The 21,147-nt window shown below is 58.1% G+C and carries 17 protein-coding genes and 1 other annotated feature; of the genes, 5 read left to right on the top strand and 12 right to left on the bottom strand.

What is annotated here, in order from left to right; genetic code table 11:
- Nucleotides 1-22 precede the first annotated feature (22 nt).
- From MITSMUL_RS05900 to MITSMUL_RS05890, 3 genes are read right to left on the bottom strand one after another with little or no spacing between them, the layout of a single operon-like run.
- Nucleotides 23-3,067 carry an efflux RND transporter permease subunit gene (locus MITSMUL_RS05900; RefSeq protein WP_005840866.1) on the bottom strand — a complete coding sequence of 1,015 codons (3,045 nt, stop codon included), beginning with the start codon at nt 3,065-3,067 and terminating at the stop codon, nt 23-25.
- Nucleotides 3,064-4,146 carry an efflux RND transporter periplasmic adaptor subunit gene (locus tag MITSMUL_RS05895; RefSeq protein ID WP_005840865.1) on the bottom strand — a complete coding sequence of 361 codons (1,083 nt, stop codon included), beginning with the start codon at nt 4,144-4,146 and terminating at the stop codon, nt 3,064-3,066. The genes MITSMUL_RS05900 and MITSMUL_RS05895 overlap by 4 nt, the downstream gene beginning before the upstream one ends.
- The gene (locus MITSMUL_RS05890) at nt 4,136-4,636 is read right to left on the bottom strand and encodes a MarR family winged helix-turn-helix transcriptional regulator (protein WP_005840864.1); all 501 of its coding nucleotides are present in this window, start codon (nt 4,634-4,636) and stop codon (nt 4,136-4,138) included. Before MITSMUL_RS05890 ends, MITSMUL_RS05895 begins: the two co-directional genes overlap by 11 nt.
- Nucleotides 4,637-4,875: 239 nt before the next feature.
- Here MITSMUL_RS05890 and MITSMUL_RS05880 point away from each other — a divergent pair, with 239 nt between their 5' ends.
- Nucleotides 4,876-5,721 (top strand): menaquinone biosynthetic enzyme MqnA/MqnD family protein, encoded by an 846-nt coding sequence (locus MITSMUL_RS05880; protein WP_040635604.1) that lies wholly within the window; start codon nt 4,876-4,878, stop codon nt 5,719-5,721.
- 87 nt (nt 5,722-5,808) lie between these two features.
- On the opposite strand, the gene MITSMUL_RS05875 is transcribed toward MITSMUL_RS05880, so the two are convergent.
- Nucleotides 5,809-6,954 (bottom strand): glycoside hydrolase family 3 N-terminal domain-containing protein, encoded by a 1,146-nt coding sequence (locus MITSMUL_RS05875; protein WP_005840861.1) that lies wholly within the window; start codon nt 6,952-6,954, stop codon nt 5,809-5,811.
- 54 nt (nt 6,955-7,008) lie between these two features.
- Nucleotides 7,009-7,680, bottom strand: a complete 672-nt coding sequence (locus tag MITSMUL_RS05870) for a TetR/AcrR family transcriptional regulator (protein ID WP_005840859.1) — start codon at nt 7,678-7,680, stop codon at nt 7,009-7,011.
- Nucleotides 7,681-7,989: 309 nt separating this feature from the next.
- Between MITSMUL_RS05870 and MITSMUL_RS05865 the strand changes: the two genes are divergently transcribed.
- Nucleotides 7,990-9,315 carry an S-layer homology domain-containing protein gene (locus MITSMUL_RS05865; RefSeq protein ID WP_005840858.1) on the top strand — a complete coding sequence of 442 codons (1,326 nt, stop codon included), beginning with the start codon at nt 7,990-7,992 and terminating at the stop codon, nt 9,313-9,315.
- 217 nt (nt 9,316-9,532) lie between these two features.
- Here the strand turns inward: MITSMUL_RS05865 and MITSMUL_RS05860 are convergent, their stop codons facing one another.
- The 4 genes from MITSMUL_RS05860 to MITSMUL_RS05845 form a co-directional block, all read right to left on the bottom strand.
- The gene (locus tag MITSMUL_RS05860) at nt 9,533-10,906 is read right to left on the bottom strand and encodes a sodium-dependent transporter (protein WP_005840857.1); all 1,374 of its coding nucleotides are present in this window, start codon (nt 10,904-10,906) and stop codon (nt 9,533-9,535) included.
- 180 nt (nt 10,907-11,086) lie between these two features.
- On the bottom strand, nt 11,087-12,802 hold the full coding sequence (gene ptsP / locus MITSMUL_RS05855) for a phosphoenolpyruvate--protein phosphotransferase (protein WP_040635601.1): 1,716 nt from the start codon (nt 12,800-12,802) through the stop codon (nt 11,087-11,089).
- Between the two features lie 132 nt (nt 12,803-12,934).
- Nucleotides 12,935-13,201, bottom strand: coding sequence for an HPr family phosphocarrier protein (locus tag MITSMUL_RS05850; protein WP_005840855.1), 267 nt, complete (start codon nt 13,199-13,201; stop codon nt 12,935-12,937).
- A 278-nt stretch (nt 13,202-13,479) separates the two neighbouring features.
- The gene (locus MITSMUL_RS05845) at nt 13,480-15,156 is read right to left on the bottom strand and encodes a sigma 54-interacting transcriptional regulator (protein ID WP_040635600.1); all 1,677 of its coding nucleotides are present in this window, start codon (nt 15,154-15,156) and stop codon (nt 13,480-13,482) included.
- Nucleotides 15,157-15,379: 223 nt separating this feature from the next.
- Nucleotides 15,380-15,642: a binding site (T-box leader), on the top strand.
- Nucleotides 15,643-15,722: 80 nt separating this feature from the next.
- Here MITSMUL_RS05845 and MITSMUL_RS05840 point away from each other — a divergent pair.
- Nucleotides 15,723-17,072 carry an MFS transporter gene (locus MITSMUL_RS05840; protein WP_005840853.1) on the top strand — a complete coding sequence of 450 codons (1,350 nt, stop codon included), beginning with the start codon at nt 15,723-15,725 and terminating at the stop codon, nt 17,070-17,072.
- An 86-nt stretch (nt 17,073-17,158) separates the two neighbouring features.
- Here the strand turns inward: MITSMUL_RS05840 and MITSMUL_RS05835 are convergent, their stop codons facing one another.
- The 3 genes from MITSMUL_RS05835 to MITSMUL_RS05825 all read right to left on the bottom strand — a co-directional run bounded on the left by MITSMUL_RS05835 (nt 17,159) and on the right by MITSMUL_RS05825 (nt 19,058).
- Entirely contained in the window at nt 17,159-17,623 is a 465-nt protein-coding gene (locus tag MITSMUL_RS05835) for a NanQ anomerase/TabA/YiaL family protein (protein ID WP_005840852.1), read from the bottom strand.
- 413 nt (nt 17,624-18,036) lie between these two features.
- Nucleotides 18,037-18,471, bottom strand: a complete 435-nt coding sequence (locus tag MITSMUL_RS05830; protein WP_040635599.1) for a flavodoxin — start codon at nt 18,469-18,471, stop codon at nt 18,037-18,039.
- A gap of 47 nt (nt 18,472-18,518) precedes the next feature.
- Nucleotides 18,519-19,058 carry a DUF3793 family protein gene (locus tag MITSMUL_RS05825; RefSeq protein WP_005840848.1) on the bottom strand — a complete coding sequence of 180 codons (540 nt, stop codon included), beginning with the start codon at nt 19,056-19,058 and terminating at the stop codon, nt 18,519-18,521.
- Between the two features lie 302 nt (nt 19,059-19,360).
- On the opposite strand from MITSMUL_RS05825, the gene tnpA reads away from it, so the two are divergent.
- Together tnpA and MITSMUL_RS05815 are read left to right on the top strand one after the other, a co-directional pair.
- Complete coding sequence (gene tnpA / locus MITSMUL_RS05820) at nt 19,361-19,756, top strand: IS200/IS605 family transposase (protein WP_005840845.1); 396 nt, start codon at nt 19,361-19,363, stop codon at nt 19,754-19,756.
- 5 nt (nt 19,757-19,761) lie between these two features.
- A complete protein-coding gene (locus MITSMUL_RS05815) occupies nt 19,762-20,871 on the top strand; it encodes an RNA-guided endonuclease TnpB family protein (RefSeq protein ID WP_147653113.1) in 1,110 nt (369 codons plus the stop codon).
- Nucleotides 20,872-21,147: the final 276 nt, after the last annotated feature.

Below are 21,147 nucleotides of genomic sequence, written 5' to 3'. Positions count from 1 at the left end.
TCTTTTTTATTGCGTCATACCATCATGGCTTATGGATCTTGTACATCGCTGCGTACATCGTCGGCAGCACCAAGAGCGTCAGCACGGTGGCGACGAGCAGGCCGCTGGCGATGGCGACGGCCATCGGCCCCCAGAACGTGCTCGGCATCAGCGGCAGCATGCCGAGGATGGCCGCTGCAGCCGTCAGCATGATGGGCCGGAAGCGCAGCACGGCGGAGTCGACGACGGCATCCCACGGCGTTTCGCCCGCCTCCAGATGCTTCTGGATCTGGTCGATGAGGATGACCGAGTTGCGGATGATCATGCCGGAGAGCGCCAGGACGCCGAGGATGGCGACAAAGCCCATGGCCTTGTCGAGCACGAGCATGCCGATGGCCACGCCGATGATGCCGAGCGGCGCCGTCAGGATGGTCAGCAGCATGTCCTTGAAGCTCCGAAGCTGGAACATCAGGAGCGTCATGATCAGGAAGACCATGACCGGGATGGGCTTGACGAGGAAGCCGACCGACTTGTTGCTGTTCTCGAGTGTGCCGGCCTCCTCGATGGAGCAGCCGAGCGGCAGGCTCGCGCGCAATTCCTTCGTCGCATCATAGGCCTTCTTCGTCGCGTCGTTGGCCGTGCCCGTCTTGACGTCGGCGCTGACCGTGACGGTCGGCATGAGCCCGTAACGCTTGATTAGCCCGTCCTCGCCTTCGTACGAGATTTTGGCAATCTGGTCAAGCGTCACGTAGCCAGCCTGGCCGAGGTAAATCGGCAGGTCCTTGAGCTCGGCGATGTCCTCGCGGTCGACGGCGGCGAGGCGCAGCTCGATGTCGATCGTGCGGTCACCCGTGTAGAACTCCGCCGCCTTGGCGCCCGTGATCTCCGTGTAGAGCATCTGCGAGACCGCCTGCGTCGTCACGCCCATGCTGCGCAGCTTGTCCTGGTCGAGCTCGAGGTGAACGACCTTGCTCTTCTGGCCCCAGTCCATCTGGATGTTCGTGTTATTGGGGTCCTCGGCGAGGATGTCGGCGACCTGCGCCGCCGTCTCCTTGGCCTGCTCGACCGTGTAGCCCGAGACGCGCAGCATGACAGGGTGGTCGGCCGGCGGGCCGGTCTGGATGAACTGGATGTTGCCGCTGACATCGGAGAATTCATCGGCAAAGGCATCCTGCAGGTCCTTAGCCAGGGCCTCGCGGGCCGCCGTGTCCTTCGCGACGATGACGAACTGCGAGCAGTTGTCGGCGTCCGCCTTCGGGTCGACCGTCAGCACGAAGCGCGGCGCGTACTGGCCGACGTAGTACGAGTAGTTCTCAAGCTTGTCCGACCGCTCTTGCAGGAAGTCCGACATTCGGTCGCAGACGGCCTGCGAGGCCGCCATCGACGAGCCCTCCGGCAACTTGAGCTCCACGAGGATCTCAGGGCGCAGCGACGGCGGGAAGAACTCCTGCTTGATGAACTTCATCATGAAGAGCGAGACGAAGAACGCGCAGGCCGTCGCGATGAGCACGACCTTGCGGTGCGTCAGGAAGAACGTGAGCACCTTGCGGAAATACGTGTAGAAGCGGCTCTGGTACGGGTCGATCTTGCCCGCCGCGTCCTTCTTGACCTCGACGCGGATCAGGTAGTAGCCGTAGAGCGGCGCGACCATGACCGAGACGATCCACGAGAGCAGGAGGGCCGTCGCGATGACGGGGAACAGGGCGCTGCAGAACTCGCTGGCCATGCCCTTCGCGAAGGCGACGGGAATGAAGCCGCAGCAGGTAATGAGCGTGCCCGTCAGCATCGGCTTGGCCGTCGCGCGGAAGGCGTAGCAGGCCGCGTCGAAGCGGCTGTTGCCCATCTCGAGCTTGACGCTCATCATCTCGACGGCAATGATCGCATCGTCGACGAGCAGGCCGAGCGCGATGATAAGCGAGCCCAGCGAGACCTTGTGCAGGTCGATGCCAACGGCGTACATGACGACGAAGACGCCGCAGAGCACGAGCGGGATACAGCCCGCGACGACGAGGCCCGTGCGGAAGCCGAGCGAGAGGAAGCTCACGGCCAGCACGATGATGATGGCCTCGACAAGCGTCTTGACGAAATCGTGGATGGACTCCGCGACGACGCTCGGCTGGTCGGAGACCTGATGGATCTCAAGGCCGAGGGGCAGGTCCTGCTGGATCTTGCCGATCGTCCCCTTGAGGTCATCGCCGAGCTTCAAGATATTGCCGCCGTCTTCCATCGAGACGGCGATGCCGATGGCCGGCTCACCGTTGTAGTACATCTTCGGCGCGGCCGGCTCCTCATAGCGGCGCTCGACCTTGGCGATGTCGCCGAGCCGCAGGACCTTGCCGCCCGCACTCACTGGCATCTGGCGGATGGCCTCGACGTCGTCGAACTGGCCCGTCACGCGCACGTAGACGTTGTCGGAGTCCGTCTCGACCATGCCGGCCGGCGTCATGTTATTCTGCTGCGCGAGCGCATTGGCGATGACCTGCGGGCTGATGCCGAGCTCGGAGAGCTTGGCGCGGTCCATCTCGATGTAGACCTTCTCCTCCTGCTCGCCGATGAGCTCGACCTTCTGGACGCTCGGGATGTTGAGCAGCAGGCGCCGCGTCTTCTCGGCCTGCTGGCGCATCTCCTCGTAGGAGTAACCATCGCCCGTCACGGCGTAGAGCGAGCCGTAGACGTCGTCAAAGCGGTCGTTGTAGTACGGGCCGTAGACGCCCTCTGGCAGCTCCGTCTTGACGTCCTCGCAGAGGTTGCGCACATCTTTCCAGGTGTCGCGCACCTTCGCCTTCTCGACCTCGTCGGAGAGCTCGACGTAGATGATGGTCTGGCCATCGCGCGTCTCACTCTTGATGTTGTCGAGGCCGCGCGTGTCCTGCAGCTTCTTCTCGAGCTTGTCCGTGACCTGCTCCTGCATCTCCTGCGCCGTCGCGCCCGGCCAGGCGGCCGAGACGACCATCTGGCGGATCGTGAACTGCGGGTCCTCCATGCGGCCGAGCTTGTTGTAGGCGAAGATGCCGCCGATGGCCGTCACGACGATGAAGTACCAGACGAGGACCTTGTTCTTCAGGGCGACTTCTGTCAGATTCCTCATTTGTCCGCCTCCGTCCGCACGGCCTGACCTTCACGGAGCTTGTGGACGCCGGCCGTCACGACGACATCCGTCGGCGCGAGGCCATGCACGAGCACCGTGTTGTCGCCGAAATTCTCAACTTCGACGCTCTTCAAGGCGACGGTGTCGTCATCCGTGACGACCCAGACCTCGGGCGCGTCGCCCGTCTGGTAGATGGCCGAGAGCGGCAGTACGGAGCCAGCCGAGCTGCTGCCGCCTTCATGCGCCACCGCCACGCTAGCCGTCATGCCGAGTTGCATGCCCTCTAGAGGATTCGGTATGGAGACGCGCACCTTGTAGGTGCGCGAGGTGCTGTCCGCCATCGGCGCGACTTCGCGCACCGTGCCATTTACCTCCTGTGAGAGCGCCCAGAACGAGACCTTGACCGGCGTGCCGACCGCGACATCATCGATGCGGTTCTCCGGCACGGCGATCTCGACCTCGAGCTCGTCCGTCTGCACGAGCGTCATGACCGTCTGGCCGGCCGCGACGACCTGACCTTCCTCGGCCTTGATCTCTGAGATGACGCCGTCAGCGCCAGCCGTCAAATTCGTGTAACCGAGGGCGTTGTGGCCCTGCGCTGCTGTGGCGAGCGCCTGCTGGTACGTCGCGAAGGCCGCATCGTAGTTAGCCTGGTACTGGTCGAGCACCGAGGCCGCGACGGCATCCTCTTGGTAGAGCTCGCTGTAGCGCGCGAGATTGCGCTGCGCGAGGTCGAGCTGAGCGCGGGCCTGTGCGACCTGCGCGTCGCCGGCATTCGACTGTTGCACGACGTCCTTCGCGTTGATGACCATCAACGTGTCACCCGCGCGCACGCGGCTGCCCTCCTGCACATTGCGTGAGAGGATCTGGCCGCCGACCTGAAAGGCGAGATTTGTCTCATAGCGGCCGCGCACGGTGCCGGCATACGTACCCGTATCCGCCTCCGTGCCGCTGCCGGCCTGCTGTGTCTTGACGAGCGGCGCCTTCTCGACGGTCGCAGCCTTCTGGCCGCAGCCAGCCGCCGCGAGCGCCATGATGAGCGCCATGATGAGCGCCAGTCCTTTGCGATTATTCTGCATGGTCGTCCCCCTTTGCCGGTCCCAGCGGCTGATCTTCCGGGATATCGCGCGCGAGTTTGCGGATGTCCGCGCGGCAAGCCCTGTCGACGAGATAATCAAAGCCCTTGACGATGGTCTCGACGTCCGCGGGCGCCATGTCGGCCACGAGGTAGTCGACCCAGCGCTGGATGACATTGCGCAAGTAGGCGTGCTGCTCCTTGCCGTATTCCGTCAGGTAGACGTGCTTGGCCCGCTTGTCGCGCGCATCCTGCTCGCGGTAGACGAGCCCCTTCTTCTCGAGCATCGTCATCGTGCGCGTCACGACGGCCTTGTCGAGGTAGAGCATCGTCGCGAGCTCATCCTGCCGCGCGCCCTCATGGTCGTAGATGCGCAAGAGCATGACGTACTCCGAGTACGTCAGATGCAGCTTCTCGCACGCCTCGACGACGAAGATCTGTGAGCGGCGGTGCAGCACCGAGAACCAGCGTCCTATGTTGATATACTCATCCATGAGTCATTCCTCCCAAAAACTGCCCTATCCCCCGGGCAGACACATACTAGCAGATTGTCCAGTTGATTTCATCAACTATGACTATAATAATTGTAGCATATTGTATCATCGTGTTCAAGAACAGCCTTTCCCCCACTGCCTGCTCTTGTAAAAATACCGTATACATACGAAAATCATATATTTTCGGGATGCCAGCGTGTATAATGAAAGAGATTACGAACAGAAAAAGGGGGATTTTTATGACCTGTCCAAAGGTCGGACACATCAATTTCCTGAACGTCCTGCCATTGACCTGGAGCTATGCGCACGGCGCAGCGGACGGGCTCCAGATTGCGCGCGGCGTCCCGGCGGAGCTCAACAGCGACATCATCAACCACCGCCTCGACGTCAGCAATGTCTCATCCATCATATACGCCCGCCACAGCGAAGAGCTCGTCGTACTGCCGGATGTCTGCGTCTCAACGGACGGCGATGTCGAGAGCATCCTGCTCGCCTCGCGCAAGCCGATCGAGTCGCTGAAGGACGACAAGATCATCCTGACGGCCAAGTCGGCGACGTCACACTGCCTCTTGAAGATCATCCTGCGGCTGGCCTACGGCGCCATCCCGAACTACTACGTGCGCCACATCACGCCGGAGGACCCGATTCCGGAAGACGCGACGGCCTCCCTGCTCATAGGCGACGATGCGCTCTGGCTCTACCACCATCCGCGCGAAGGCTTCTACTACTACGACCTCGGCCTCGAGTGGAAGAAAATGACGGGCAAGAAGATGGTCTACGCGCTCTGGGTCGCGAGCCGCCGCTTCGCCGAGAGCCAGCCGGAGGCACTGCAGCTCGTCTACGACCGTATCCGCCATGCCTTCAAGACGGCAGAGCTGCACAAGGACGCCGCCATCCGCGAGATCCTGCCGCAGAAGCCCGCCTTCACCTACGAGCAGCTCGAGGAATACCTCGGCCCTATCATTCGCTGGGACCTCACCGACGAATACCTCGACGGGCTCCGGACGTTCTACAAGCTCGCCCACGAGATGAACCTCATCGACCACGTGCCCGAGATCGAGTTTGCCGCCGTGCGGCGCAGCTGAGCAGCAGCACAAACGAATAGACACGAAAAGACGCTCTGACCCTTGATGCCAGAGCGTCTTTTTTGTTGCCATCATCTATCTTGTATCTCAGGACTGTGCATGCACGAGCTTTGCCTTGACGATGCGGCGCACGGATTCGTTGACGCGCTCCATCGAGATCGTGCCGTCCTGAACGGCGTCGAGCAGCCCGAGGTAGACGTCCGTCTCATGCGGGTACTCGTGGCAGACGAGCACGATGTCGCTGCCCGCCTCGACGGCCTTGACGCCGAGCTCGCGGAAACTGTAATGCTTCGCGAGCGCGCCCATCTCCACGTCATCCGTGATGATGAGGCCGCGGTAGCCGAGCTCGCCGCGCAGGAAATCCGTCTGGATTGCCTTCGAGAGGCTCGCGGGGTTTTCCGCATCGAGCGCCGGATAGCGCAGATGCGAGACGAGGACGAAGTAGTCCTCGGGCTGGCGCTCGTCGATGACCGTGCGGAACGGCACGAGGTCGCGCTTCATGAGTTCGTCCTTCGTGGCCGTGATGGAGGAGATATCCTCATGCGAGTCGACCGTGCCGCGGCCGATGCCCGGGAAGTGCTTGAGCGCGTACATGACGTGCTCCTGCTCGTAACCCTGGGCGGCCGCCGCGACGAACTTCGCCGTCTGCTCGGGGTCGGGGCCAAACGAGCGCGCATAGTCGCCGACATCGGCGACCGGTGCGAAGTTGACGTTGAAGCCGAGCTTCTTGAGCTTCTCCGCTGTCTGGCGGGCCGACTCCTCCGCGCGCGTGACCTCGCCGCTCCTGCCAATCTCCTGCTCCGACGGCGGCGGCGTCAGGAAGGACTTGCCACGCACGACCTGCCCGCCCTCCTCATCGACACCGATGAACAGCGGCACCTTCTGGTCGGCCTGCTCCTGCAGGTCGGCGATGAGTTTCTTCGTCTGGTCAGCTGACTCCATGTTGCGGTCGAACAGGATGACGCCGCCCATGTGATACTGATGCAGCATGTAGAGGCTGTCATCCGTGACCTCTGTCCCCTGGACGCCAATCATGACCATCTGGCCGACCTTCTCCGTCGTCGTCATCGAGTCGACGATCGCATTGACCTTGTCGTCGAGCGTCTGCTGCTTGGCCGGACTGCCCGTCCCATCGCTCTGCGCCTTGCCACAGCCTGCCACGACAAAGGCAGCTGACATCGCCAGCACGGCGAGCAGTACGAGCGCAAAGCGCCCCGCATTCTTTTGCATCATCTCATCCCTCTCTGTTCTCTCATCTCTCACTCTTACTCAGATGACTCTATCTTATCACGGATTGGACGTTTCTTCATCCCCATCGCCGCGAAAGTGGAATGAGCCTGTCATGAGCATCAGCGATGAGAGGATCAGCTCCCGGTCTGTCGGGATGGCCATGCCGCCAGATGCCTCCTGCAGGGCCTTCTTCTGCAGTGGCGTCTGATCGATCATTGGGTGGATGCTGCTGATGTAGACCATGATGGTCAGGCAGAAGTAGCAGAACGCGTCCTCCGACGCCCCGGAGCACTGGTCGCGCAGGATCGTGCAGAAGACCGGGAACGCCTCGTACATCGTGCGCTTGAAGGAGAGGATGTTCTCGTAGCGCGCCTTATTCTCGAGCGTGATGTGCAAGGAGAACAGCGCGAGCATCTTCTTGTGGAACAGCAAATGGTCCACGAGCCTCTCGCAGAACTCTCGCTGCGTAACGGGCTTGCCGATTGGGAACATCGCGCGGATGTCCTGATAGAAATCCTCCATCCTGCGGCTCAAGAGGTCGAGCAGCACTTCATCGCGCGACCGGTAGTAGGTGTAGATGGTCTGGCGTGTGAAGGAGACCTTCGCGCCGATGGTCGAGAACGTCACCATCTCGAGGCCGCCTTCCTCAAACAGCTCCCAGGCCGCATCGAGGATCTCCTGGCGACGCCTCTCTCGCTGCTCCTCCTTGCGCGCACGCTGAAATCCCATGCTATGACTTCCCTTCCTGTACTCGTCTATCCGTTTTGATACAACATTCCTTCGACTCTGTTCTACTCATTATAGTATAGATGAAAATAGCGTTCAAGATTAAGGCGATACATATCTTGAACACACTTCCATCCGCCATTTAATCCACACAATGCAAATTATTAATTGACAACATGCAAATTATAGGCTACAATACTAATTGACAGGACGGTTCAGAGGAACTGGAAAGGGAACATGGATACTTACCAAAGAGTCTGGATCTCCTGCCGAAAGGTTCTTTGATTCAATTTCATAGAGGAGGAGATTCTTATGAAAAAGACTCTCGTATCTGCACTGACGACGGCTCTCGTCGTCGGCGCTGCAAGCACCACGTTCGCTGCCGCTAATCCGTTCTCGGACGTACCGGCTGACCATTGGGCCTATGACGCAGTAGCTCAGCTCGCTGCTGATGGCGTCATCGAAGGCTATGGCGACACGACATTCCGCGGCAACCAGAGCATCACGCGTTATGAAATGGCGCAGATGGTCGCAAAGGCCATGGCAAAGACGGATGTCTCCGCTGCCGATAAGGCCCTGATCGACAAGCTCGCTGCTGAGTTCTCCGATGAGCTCAACAACCTCGGCGTCCGCGTCAGCAACCTCGAGCGCAATGCCGACATGGTCAAGTGGAACGGCCAGGCACGTTACACGTATCGCAGCCTCCGCACGGAGCAGGAGAATGGCAGCAAAGATCGCGACAACTCCGATAAGCTGCTCTTACGTCTCGAGCCGAGCGCTGAAGTCAACGATCACTGGCATGTCAATGCCCGCCTTGATGCTACGACGGAGATGTCCGACGATAAAGGTGACGGCGACAACCATGACGAAGATAAAATCACACTCAAGCGTGTCTATGCACAGGGCAACTACAAGAACTTCCAGACGCAGCTCGGTAAATTTGGTCTCTACACGCCGGAGCAGGGCCTCGTCTTCGATTCTGATAACTCGATGTCCGGTGCCAATGTGACGTTCGGCAACGCGCTCAAGGCGACGATCTATGCAGGCCGCATCGATGTCTCCGATCAGGAAAAGGGTTATCACCTCAGTAATCGTGACTTCGATGATACTGCTAACATGCAGGGCATCACGCTCCAGTACGCAACGCCGGCCAGCAAGTGGTCGGGCGGTGCCGCTTATTATCACCTCAACACGAACGACTTCATCGGTCTGACGGATGGCCTCAACAATGGAGAAGGCTACACGAACGGCAAGAACGACGAAGATAACGCCAACATCTGGTCTGCAAATGTCGGCTATAACTTCGACAATACAAGCCGTCTGTTCGCGGCTTATGCCAACAACACGAGCGCCGATAACCTCGACAAATCGTGGCAGGCTATCTACAGCTACAAGGGTGCTCAGCCGGAGAACAAGAACACTTGGGGCGCTTATGCCGCTTACCGTTACCTCGGCACCTACACGTCGATTTTCGGCACGGAAGATGCTCAGGTCGTCGGTGCAAAGGGCTGGGAAATCGGTGCAAACTACACGCCGTTCCACAACGTACTCGCTACGGCTAAGTACTTCAACGGCAAGGGCATCGATTCCGACCGCGACGTTGACACGCTCTGGGGTCGTATCCAGTTCTTCTTCTGATTTAGCTATCCTCTGACAAGAAGCCGGACTGCAGCAGTCTCATCCTTCCGGTTGCCGGCAGTCCCCCACTTCTCTCTTATGTTTCTTTTGATCCCTATAAACTTGCTATTATCCCGGACGGTTCCTGTCCGGGAACTTTTTTTGCATTTTTTCACAGAAAAAGTCCCTGCCCTCCACTCGGTTCGCGGTGGATGACAGGGACTTTCTCATATCTAGATTACTTGAAGAACATCGCGTAGTAGCCCGCTGCGAAGATGTAGAGAACGATCAGCGGCAGAATCCAGGTCGCGTAGAAGCGGATCCACTTCGGGAAGGCCGTACCCTTGCCGGTGTCAGCCTCCTTGATGAAGTTGTTCCAGCCCCAGCCGTAGCGACTCGTGCAGAAGGCCAGGTAGACGAGGCTGCCGAGCGGCAGCAGGTTGTTGCTGACGATGAAATCCTCGAGGCTCAGGACATTCGAGCCCGGGCCGAACGGCGTGAAGCCGCTCCAGACGTTGAAGCCCAGGACGCAGGGCATCGAGAGCAGGATGATGACGAGCATGCCCCAACGGATGATGACCTTGCGGTCCTTGCGCAGGAGCTCGAGGAAGCAGCAGATGAGGTTCTCGAACACGGCGATGACCGTCGACATCGAGGCGAACGCCATGAACAGGAAGAACATCGCGCCCCAGAAGTGGCCGAGCGGCATGTGGTTGAAGACGTTCGGCAGGGTGACGAACAGCAGGTTCGGGCCGCTGCCCGGGTTGACGCCATAGCTGAAGCAGGCCGGGAAGATAATGAGACCTGCCATGATGGCGACGAACGTGTCGAGCACGATGACCCAGATGGCCTCGCCCGTCAGGCGCTTCGACTTGCCGATGTAGCTGCCGAAGATGGCGAGCGCGCCGATGCCGAGGCTCAATGTGAAGAACGCCTGGCCCATCGCGGCGAAGACAACTTCTTGCACGCCGTACTCCGTGACCTTGCTGAAGTCCGGATAGAGGTAGTACTTGAGGCCGATCTCACTGTTCGGCAGCAGGATGGAGTTGACAGCCAGCACGATCATCAGCAGCATCAGAGCGACCATCATCCACTTCGTGATGCGCTCGACGCCGGCCTCGACGCCGAGGTAGCAGACACCGCCGCAGAGCAGGACGACGAGGATCATGCAGCCCGCCATCGTCACGGGGTCGGCGAGCAGCCCGCTGAAGACGCCGCCGACCGCCTCAGCATCGAGCCCGTCAAAGGCGCCCGTCGCCATCTTGTAGATGTAGTAGAACATCCAGCCCGAGACGGTCGTGTAGAACATCATGAGCAGCAGGTTGCCCGCGATGGCACCGTATTTGTAGAGATGCCACTTCGTCCCCTTCGGCTCGAGCACGTCGAACGACATGGCCGCGCTGCGGACACTCGCGCGCCCGACAGCAAACTCCGCGACCATGATGGGCAGGCCGAGGATGGCCAGGAACACGAGATAGATGAGTACGAATGATGCGCCGCCATACTGGCCCGTGATGTACGGGAAGCGCCAGACATTGCCGAGGCCGATGGCGCAGCCCGCCGAGACCAGGATGAAGCCCAGACGCGTCGAGAAACTTCCTCTTTTTTCCAAAAATTACCCCTCCTATTTCCCCTTACGGGGTTCCCTTTACAGGAATACAATTCTTTTCTGATGGTCTATTCCAGTTTACTCTACAGCATCCTTTTTGTCCAGCCACGAGCAACACCGAGACAACACAAGGGCCTCCCGCTTGGGAGGCCCTTGCCTTGCTCGACGGCTGCTTCAAGTGGATCAGCCGAGGATTTTCTGGAGATAGTTGCGGATGTCGTCGCCGTCTTCCATCGCCATGACGTCAGCCAGGATTTCCTTGGCCTTGACGGAGCTGATGGAGCGGATCTTCTCTTTGACGCGCGGGATCGACGGTGCGCTCATCGAGAGCTCGCTGATGCCCATGGCCATGAGCAGGACAGCGGCGTTCGGATCCGAGGCCATCTCGCCGCACATGCCGGCCCAGATGCCGTTCTCACGAGCGCTCGAGATTGTGCGCTGGACGAGGCGCAGCACAGCCGGGTTGAAGTGGTTGTAGAGATAGGAGATGTTCGCGTTGCCGCGGTCGACTGCCAGCGTGTACTGAACGAGGTCGTTCGTGCCGATGGAGAAGAAGTCGACGTACTTGGCGAGTACCGGCGTCATGATGGCAGCTGCCGGCGTCTCGACCATGATGCCGACCTGGACATCATCGGAGTATGCCTTGCCCTCATGCGCGAGCTCGAGTTTCGCTTCCTCGATGAACTCCTTGACCTTCTTGAACTCGGCCACGTTGATGATCATCGGGATCATGATGGCTGCCTTGCCGTAGACGCCAGCGCGCAGGATGGCCTTGAGCTGCGGCAGGAAGAGGTCGCGGCGCTGCAGGCTGATGCGGACGGCGCGGTAACCGAGGAACGGGTTCTCCTCCTCCGGGATGTTGAGGTACGGCAGCGGCTTGTCGCCGCCGATGTCCATCGTGCGGATGACGCAGAGCTTGCCCTTGCACTTCTCGATGGCCTCTTTGTAGGCCTTGAACTGATCTTCCTCCGTCGGGATGTCCTGACGGCCCATGAAGACGAACTCGGAGCGGAACAGGCCGACGCCCTCAGCACCGTAGTTCAGCGCGTTGTCGACGTCCATGTGCGTGCCGATGTTGGCCATGAGGTCGACCTTGACGCCATCCGTCGTGACGGCCGGCAGGTCCTTGAGTGCTGCGTAGTGAGCAGCGAGTTCCTTCTGCTTCTTGATCTTCTCGTCGTAGCTCGCGATGTCCTCCGGTGCCGGGTTGACGACGATCTCGCCGCGCTCGCCATCCATGATGACATGGTCGCCATCTGCGATGCGGTCGATGCGGTCTTCCTTGTTGAGGCCGACGATCGTCGGGATAGCGCGTGCCTTCGCGATGATGACAGCATGGGCCGTCGTGCTGCCCGAGCCGAGCAGGACACCTGCGATCTTCTCCGTCTCCATGCCAGCGATGACCGACGGCTCGATCTCGCGGCCGCAGAGGATGACCTTCTCGTCGCCGATTTCCGGCTCCTTGACGCCGAGGATGTACTTGGCAACGCGCTTGCCGACATCGCGGAGGTCGACGGCGCGGGCAGCGAAGTACTCGTCTTCCATCTGCTCGAACATGACAGCCTGCTCTTCAGCAGCCTTGAGGACAGCCTTCGGCGCATTGCCGAGCTCCTCGATCTTGGCCATGATGTTGTCGGCCATCATCGGGTCCTGTACCATCATGCGATGTGCTTCCATGATGGCGGCCTGCTCCTTCATGTCCTTGCTCTTGAGCTTCTCGATGCTCTCGCGCAGGATCTCGGCGACGGCCGTCAGCGCATCCTGTGCCTTCTTCTTCTCCGTCTCTTTGTCTTCCGGCTCGTAGTTGACGAGGTAGCCATCGAGATTCTGGCCCGCGAGCATGATCTTGCCCATGGCGATACCGGAGATGACGCCTTTACCACGAATGATTTCTGCCATTTTGCTTTCCCCCTGAAAAATTCCCTGCATTCGCGTGCATTTCCCTGCACGGATGAAAATGACCTTCCTCCCGCCGAAGCCGGAGGAAGGTCATTCATCTTTTCTGTTCTCGTGCTCGATGGAGCGCTGCGATTATTCCTCGCCGAACTTGGACTCGATGAGATCCTTCAGAGCCTTGACTGCCTCTGCTTCATCCGGGCCATCAGCGATGATCGTGACTTCCGTGCCCTTGACGAGGCCCATGCTCATGATCATGAGGATGCTCTTAGCATCGATCGTCTTGCCCTTAGCCTGCAGCTGGATCTTGGACTTGAACTTCGTAGCCGTCTGAACGAAGATGGAAGCCGGGCGAGCGTGGATACCAGTCTTGTTTTCAATCGTAATCGTTTCCTGAGTCATTTGAACCTCTCCAATCTAAAAACCATTAATCTTACTTTCCCTGTCGTTACAGGAACATAATCAGCACTTATTAGTAATGCAAGATGCGTGCCAACTTTCCTCCATCGTACAGGATTTTTTTATTTTGACCCGGAAGCCCTGTATACAAGGCCTCCGAGATCATGCACTCATTTGTTTTTGGATTGTTCCGCCGTCATCTGGCTTTATCCGTCGCCAGTGTTGGTAAATTTTACCAAAATCGCGTTTTTCGTTGGTAATTATTACCAATCGTTGGTAAATTATACCAAGCCGTACTTGCGCGCCTTGGCCGCCACGGTCTTGTGGCTGATGCGCAAGAGTTTTGCGGCGCCGTTGAAGCTCGTGCCCTGGCGCAGGGCATTGGCGATGATCTGCTTCTCGTACTCCTCCCACGGCAGGACTGTGTCGTCCGCGAGGCTCTGCACCTCGCGTCCAGCGATATCGCCCTTTATATAAGAGGGCAGCATGGCCGCCGTGATGAGGTCGGTGTCCATCAGCGTGATCACGCGCTCGATGACATTCTCGAGTTCGCGGACGTTGCCGGGCCAGCGGTAATGCATGAACATCTGCATGGCGTCCGGCGTGATGCCTCGCACATCCTTCTTGTTCTCCTTGCTGATCTTCTCGATGAAGTGCTCGACGAGCAGCGGGATGTCATCGGGGCGGTCGCGCAGCGGCGGCAAGATGATCGGGATAACGTTGAGTCTGTAGTAGAGGTCATCGCGGAACGTACCCTCGCGTACCATCGCCTCGAGGTCGCGGTTCGTCGCCGCGATGATGCGCACATCGACGTGTATCGTCTCCTCGCCACCGACGCGGTCGAACTCCTTCTGCTGCAGGACGCGCAAGAGTTTGACCTGCAGGTTCTTGTCGAGCTCTCCGATCTCGTCGAGGAAGATTGTGCCGTGGTTGGCGAGCTCGAACTTGCCGAGCTTGCGCCGCACCGCACCTGTGAAGGCGCCCTTCTCGTGGCCGAAGAGCTCCGATTCGAGCAGGGCACCGGGGATGGCGCCGCAGTTGACGCGGATGAACGGGCCGCGGCGGCGGCCGCTCGCGTAGTGGATGCCCTCCGCGATGACTTCCTTGCCCGTGCCGCTCTCGCCGCGAATCAGGACGTTGGCCGAGGAGTCGGCCGCCTTCGAGGCGAGCGCCAGCACGTCGACGACCTTGCCGCTCTTGCCGATGTAGTTGGCAAAAGCCTGCGCCGTCTTCTTCGTGCGCAGGAGCTCCTGCTCGAGGTACTCGGCCTTGGCCGAGACCTGCGAGAGGCGCTCCATCAGCGTCTGGATCTCCGTGATGTCCTTGATGACCGACACGACACCGGCAATCTCGCCGTCGACGAAGATCGGGTTGACATTGGCGACGATCGTCGTGCCATCCTTCTTGTGACGGATGCTGCCGATGCGCGCGATGCCCGAGCGCAGCACGGCGCAGCGGTTGCCGTCGGCAGCCGTCTCGAAGACGTTCTGGCCAACGACCATCTCCGGCGTCTTGTGGACGATGCGCAGGTACGATGGATTGACATAGGTGACCTCGCCGCTGCGGTCGACGACGCAGATGCCGTCCTGCACCGACTCGAGGATCATCTGCAGGCGCTCCTGCATCAGGGCATTCTCGTGCAGCAGCTTGTCGACGCCGTGGATCTCCGAGGCTTCGTTCATGATGAAGTCGCTCTCGAGGAAGCGCACCATCTCGATGACGGCCTGCCGCCCGTTGTCCCCCTCCGACGACACGAAGACCGAGTCGCCCTGTGCGACCTTGAGGGCCACAAGCTTCATGAGGCTGTGCATCTCACAGCGCTCACTGCGCTCACTGCGGATGTAGAGGTGGCAGTCATAGCGCTCGCAGAGCTCCTGCGCGCGCTGCACGATCATCGCCGCGACGCGCGCATGGATGCCGCCTTCGTCATGGATGACGGCTTCCCGTTCAAATATCATTTCCATCGTTCCTTTCTGCTTGCTATTATTATACTATAAAAGTGGCTCAAAATCCTCTCCCATCGCGTAAAAACCGAACTTTTCAGGCAAATAATTTCACTCTGCGCCAAAATCCGTCAACGACCGCAAAAAAATCCGCAACTTTTTTCGAGAAAGCTATTGACAACATTACACACGAGCGCTATGATAATACCCGTAAACAAAACAACAGTTCACATAACGAACACAGCCGAAGACAGGAAAGAGTACACTTCCGTCGCTGATGCATAGCGAGCCGGGTATGGTGAAAGCCGGTGATGAGCAGGAAGTCGAAAATCATCCTCGAGGCATGGCGCTGAACCCAAAGTAAGCGGCCACGGATGCTCCCCGTTACAGGAGCCGCGTATGATGGTACGTCGTGAACCTTACGGATGCCTGAGTACGTCAGAGCGTCGTGCTTTTGCACGGAACTTGGGTGGTAACGCGGAAATCCAATCCGTCCCTTTCAGAGGGACGGATTTTTTATTTTCAATAAATCAACCCTGTGACTGCTTTCATTCATCTCATTACATCCTGGAGGTATCATTATGGAACAAGTAGCAAACGTCGATCTTGCCCGTCTCAAACGAGTATGCGACTGGCGCATCGTCCTGCCGGTCTTCCTCGTCTCGATCATCGCCTGCATCGACCGCGTCAACCTCGCCTATGCCAAGCTCACGATGACGGCCGATCTGCCGTGGATCACGCCGGAGGTCTTCGGCATGGGCGCCGGCATCTTCTTCGTCGGCTACTTGATTTTCGAGATTCCGGGCTCGCTCGTCGCCTCGCATTTCTCCGCGACGAAGTGGATCGCGCGCATCATGTTCACCTGGGGCCTCGTCTGCATCTTCATGGCGTTCGTCACGACCGAGTTCCAGTTCTTCCTCTGCCGCTTCCTGCTGGGTGCTTCGGAAGCCAGCCTCTATCCGGTCATCTACTCCGTGCTCTTCCCGCGCTGGTTCACGGCTGGTGAGCGCGCCCGTGCCACGAGCCTCATGCTGACGTCGCTGCTGCTCTCGAACATCATCGGCGCACCGCTTGCCGGCGTGCTGCTCGAGAGTTCCTTCTTCGGCATGCACGGCTGGCAGGAACTCTTCATCCTCGAAGCTATCCCGGCTCTCGCCTTCGCCGTTTTCTTCTTCTTCTGCGTCAAGGATCGCCCGGACCAGGTTGGCTGGCTTACGGATGCCGAGAAAGCGTACCTGACGGACAACTTCAACAAAGAGCAGGCTGCCATGCAGTCCCGCAAGAAATACACGGTTCTCCAGGCCTTCCATGATCCGAAAGTCCTCAAGCTCTGCCTCATCTACTTCCTCTGGGTCGTCGGTTTCTGGGGCTTCTACTTCTGGATGCCGACCGTGCTCAAAGAACTCTCCGGCCTCTCGACCTCGCTGCTCGGCGGCGCTATCGCCATCCCGATGACGGCCGCACTGCTCGTCCAGCTCGTCATCAGCAAGACGGCCACGAAGACCGGTGATAAAGTCTGGCACGTCGCCTGCACGCTCTTCGTCGGCGCCATCGGCCTCGGCCTCTCCCCGTTCGCACAGAGCCTGCCCGTCGCCCTCGCACTCGTCTGCCTCTCCGCTATCGGCATCCATGCCGCTATGGGCGTCTGGTGGACGATCCCGACAACTTTCCTCACGGGTCCTGCAGCAGCTGGTTCCGTTGCCCTGATCAACTCCTGCGGCAACCTCGGCGGCTGGGTTGGCCCGAACATGATGGCCTGGGTCAAAGTCAACACGGGCTCCTTCGCCGCCGGCTACTACATCATGGGCGCTGCCATGCTCGTCTCCGGCCTGCTCGTCCTGACCATCCAGTACAAGCTCAACGGCCAGCGCAAAGACGTCTTCGCCGCCGACCACGCAGCTGATGTCAAAGTCGAAGAAGTCGAGGCGTAAACTTCAATAGCATCAATAACTTCAAAATCAAAAAGGTGATTGACCGACGGTCAATCACCTTTTTTCATGCATCGTCTTTCCGTGTCTCAGAGCAGCTTCACGCTAATCTTGACGACGACCTTGCGCACGGTCATGGGCTGACCCGATGCGCAGGCCGGACGGTGGATGTCTTCGGGAAAGAAGACGCTGTAGCAGCCCGGACGCGCTTCGATGAAGCACTCGTTCTCCACCTTCTTGTAGAAGATCAGGTCGCGGTCATCGAAGCGCTCATCGACCTCATAGCTGCCCGTGTCCGGCGTGAAGCCGAGGCGCTCCCTGCCCGAGGCGAGGAACTGGACGTCCGCATACTTCTCGTGAGCTTCGGGGCGCTGCTCCTCAGCCGGCTTCGTCGCTGCATCAAAGACCTGCGCAAAGATATCATCGCCCTGGATCTCATAGCGTCCCGGCTCCATCTTCGTGAAGTCATGCGCCTTCAGATAGTCCAGCACTTTCTCAATGGCCGCCGGCAGCGCGACGCTCTGCTGCTTTGCATAGATGGAAGAAAAAAACATGACATGCCCTCCTGATAGAATTGATGCTCTATTCCTATTGTACACCCCACCCCAGATTGACGTCCAAGAAAAATTCGCTTATAATAGAGACAAGAAAAGCCACCGATAGACGGCTCACGCCTCGCTCGTTGGTTATTTCGTCAAAAGGATATAACCGTTGAGTTGGTCGCTCCGGCGGTTATTTCTTGATTTCTATCAAGATCAGCAGAATCAGCAGAAGCTGAATCGTCTCGTGATCCATCAGCATCACTCGCTTTCGAGGTATTTCGACCTTTCTGCGAGGAAATGAACCGCCTACCGTTTGGGTGGCTCCTGTTATTGTATCACGAAGCGGACCTCATGTACATATCGTACATGAGAAAAGCCGGCAACATGACTTTGTCATGTTGCCGGCTTTATTTTTATGCCGAAAATCAAAGAGATGCGGCGAATTCCTTGCCGAGCGCCTCGCATGCGGCTGTGCCCTCGTCATCGGGGGCGTTCTCGATGGCGAGGCCGTCACCGAAGAGCTTGGCCCCTGCTGTACGCGTGCGCTCGGCCCAAGACTCCATCCAGGCGCCGCCGCCCCAGCCGTAGGAGCCGAAGAGCGCGACGGGCACGCCCTGCAGATGGCTCTCGGCCTCAGCGAAGAACGGCTCAAAGGCGCCTTCCTCGAGCACCTCGTCGCCCATGGCCGGACAGCCGAACATCAGGCCGTCGTACTCCTTGAACCGGTCGACGCCGCCGAACGACTCGACTTCAAATACCTCCACCGTGGCGCCAGCATCCTTCGCGCCCTTCTCGATGGCTCTGGCCATCTCCAGCGTATTGCCCGTACCAGTCCAGTAAATGATTGCGATCTTGCTCATAAAATCCTCCACTTCCTTCTATATAAGTAATGAATCATCATACTCCATCAAACGGCCCGGACGAGGTCCGGGAATGAACAGCCCTGCTCGAGGCGCGAGCAGAAGTCCTCGGTGCAGTGCGCATAGCGGTCAAACAGGGCCCGCGTCTCTTCTTCATTCGCATAGACCTTCCAATAACCACTATAGCAGAAATCCTGCCCCTTGTGCGTGATAAAACCGACAACATCGGCAACGGGATAGCCGAGGAACAGGCCGATCTCATGCGGGAAGGACTTCTGGACCTGCATGCGCAGGCGCAGATGCTCGAGGCACGCGCTGAAGCCCTCCGCGCACGGATAGCCGTACTGCTGCAGCAGTGCCTGCACCTCAGCCTGACTGAAGTGGCGGCGCAGGCCATCTGCCCGGTAGAAGAGCAGCAGGACGTATGCCTCTCCCTCCACCACGCGGAAGACCTCGATGCCCTTGCACGAGAAACACGTCTCGTACGAGGCCAGCAGCGCCTCAAAATCCTCAAAGCGGTCCTTGCGGAAGGACAGCAGGCTCGCCGGTCGCAGTCCGACGAGCAGCGGTGCAGCGTGAAAGCCCATGAGCTGTTCAAATCCTTCTCGCCCCAAAATGCATCACCTCTCGTTGAAAATCATTATCATCTCTGCTTGTATTATATCGAAAACATTTCTCAATTACAAGATACACAGCAAAATTTTTCGATTTCGCACGTGTCCGCCTATGAGCGGACTCCCTTTAACCTGATCTGCCAGAAGTCCTCCACCTCTAAGGTGGGGGATGAAGGCAGGTCTGGCAAATTTACGTAAGTAATTGAGCCAGGCAATTGCTCTGAAACTCGTTCGGTAGTATAATTATTAGTAGAGGAAAAAGGACTGATTTTGCCATGGATTTAGACAGTAACAATCATTCAGTGTTCTTGCTCTACTACCATCTGGTTCTGGTGGTGAAGTATCGCCGAAAAGTATTCTCTGAGCAGATGAGCCAGTACGCAAAGGATATATTCGTCCGCATAGGCGCGTCGTATCACATCACGTTGGAAGAGTGGAACCATGATCAAGATCATGTGCACATCATGTTTCGTGCTCATCCTAATACGGAGATGTCAAAATTCATCAACGCCTACAAAAGTGCCAGCTCAAGACTGATCAAGAAGGAATTCCCAGAAGTCAGGAACAAGCTGTGGAAGGAAATGTTCTGGTCCAAAAGCTATTGCTTGTTGACAACAGGCGGTGCTCCTATAGAGACCATCCGGAAGTACATAGAGAATCAGGGCAGGTGACTACCGTGAATAAGGCATACCGATACAGGCTCTATCCGACAACTGAACAAGAGATTCTTTTTGCCAAGACCTTCGGCTGTGCCAGATTCATCTACAACAAGATGCTCGGCGACCGTCTTGACTACTACCGAAAGACTGGCAAGAAGCTGAACAACACTCCTGCACAGTATAAAGAGGAATTCCCCTGGCTGAAAGAAGTCGACAGTCTGGCTCTGGCCAATGCGCAACTGAACCTGAATAAGGCTTACAACAACTTTTGGCGCAACCGGAAGCACTTCGGCAAGCCGCACTTCAAGTCAAAGAAGGTGGGTCGTGCCTCGTATTCCACGAACAATCAGAAGGGGTCGGTCAGGATTGAGGGCAATAAGGTGAAACTACCGAAAGTTGGCTGGGTAAAACTGTGCCAGCATCGTCCCTTAGAAGAAAGCAGTACCATAAAGACCGTGACCATCAGCAAGACGCCGTCAGGAAAGTACTACATCCGCATTCTGGTGGAGTATGAAAACCAAATACTCCCTGTAATACCGAGGTCTTTCCTTGGCTTGGATTTTGCGATGCACGGCTTGTATGTTGCTTCGGATGAGGACGATGCTGGTTATCCTGCCTTCCTGCGACGAGCCGAAAAGAGACTGGCCAAGGCACAGAGAAAATTATCCAAACGGCAGAAAGGCAGTCGCAACTGGGAAAAGCAGCGGTTACGCGTAGCGGTGCTCCATGAAACGATTGCCAATCAGCGCCGCGACTTCCTGCACAAGAAAGCGCGTTTCCTTGCAGACCGCTATGATGTCATAGGAATCGAGGATATCAGCGTCAAGGCTATGGCAAAGCGTAAGAAAAGTGGCAAGTACAGTTTCAGCAAATCGGTAGCAGACAATGGTTGGAGTATGTTCACGAACATGCTGTCATACAAACTGGCGTGGCAGGGAAAGCAGCTTGTCAAGATTGATAAGTGGTATCCAAGCAGTCAGCTCTGCCATGTCTGCGGCTACCAGAACAGTGAAACGAAAAACTTATCTGTGCGAGAATGGATTTGTCCGAAATGCGGCAGCCACCATGACCGCGATAAAAATGCCGCGATAAATATCAGGGAAGGAGCTAAGCGTATAGCTACCTGACAAACTACATCATATACCGTGGGGCGCACGGGAATCTACGCCTGTGGAGAGAGTGTAAGTCATCACGATGCTTCGGTGTCGAAGGTGCTGTTCTCGCTGAAACAGGAAGCTCCCGCCTCTATAGGCGGGAGTACGTTCACTGTCATAATGAACATTAGCATAGCCGCTATCCGCGGCAATCTGTGAGCCTGTAAGTTTGCGACATTCTGTTGACAAGCCGCCTCCGCTATGCTACTATCAAAACATACAAGAATAATATGATTAGGGGGTAACGCA

Origin of the sequence: Mitsuokella multacida DSM 20544, from assembly GCF_000155955.1 — a bacterium.
Lineage (GTDB): Bacteria > Bacillota > Negativicutes > Selenomonadales > Selenomonadaceae > Mitsuokella > Mitsuokella multacida.
Note: the sequence above shows the minus strand (reverse complement) of the source record. Positions and strands in the feature narration are given on the sequence as shown.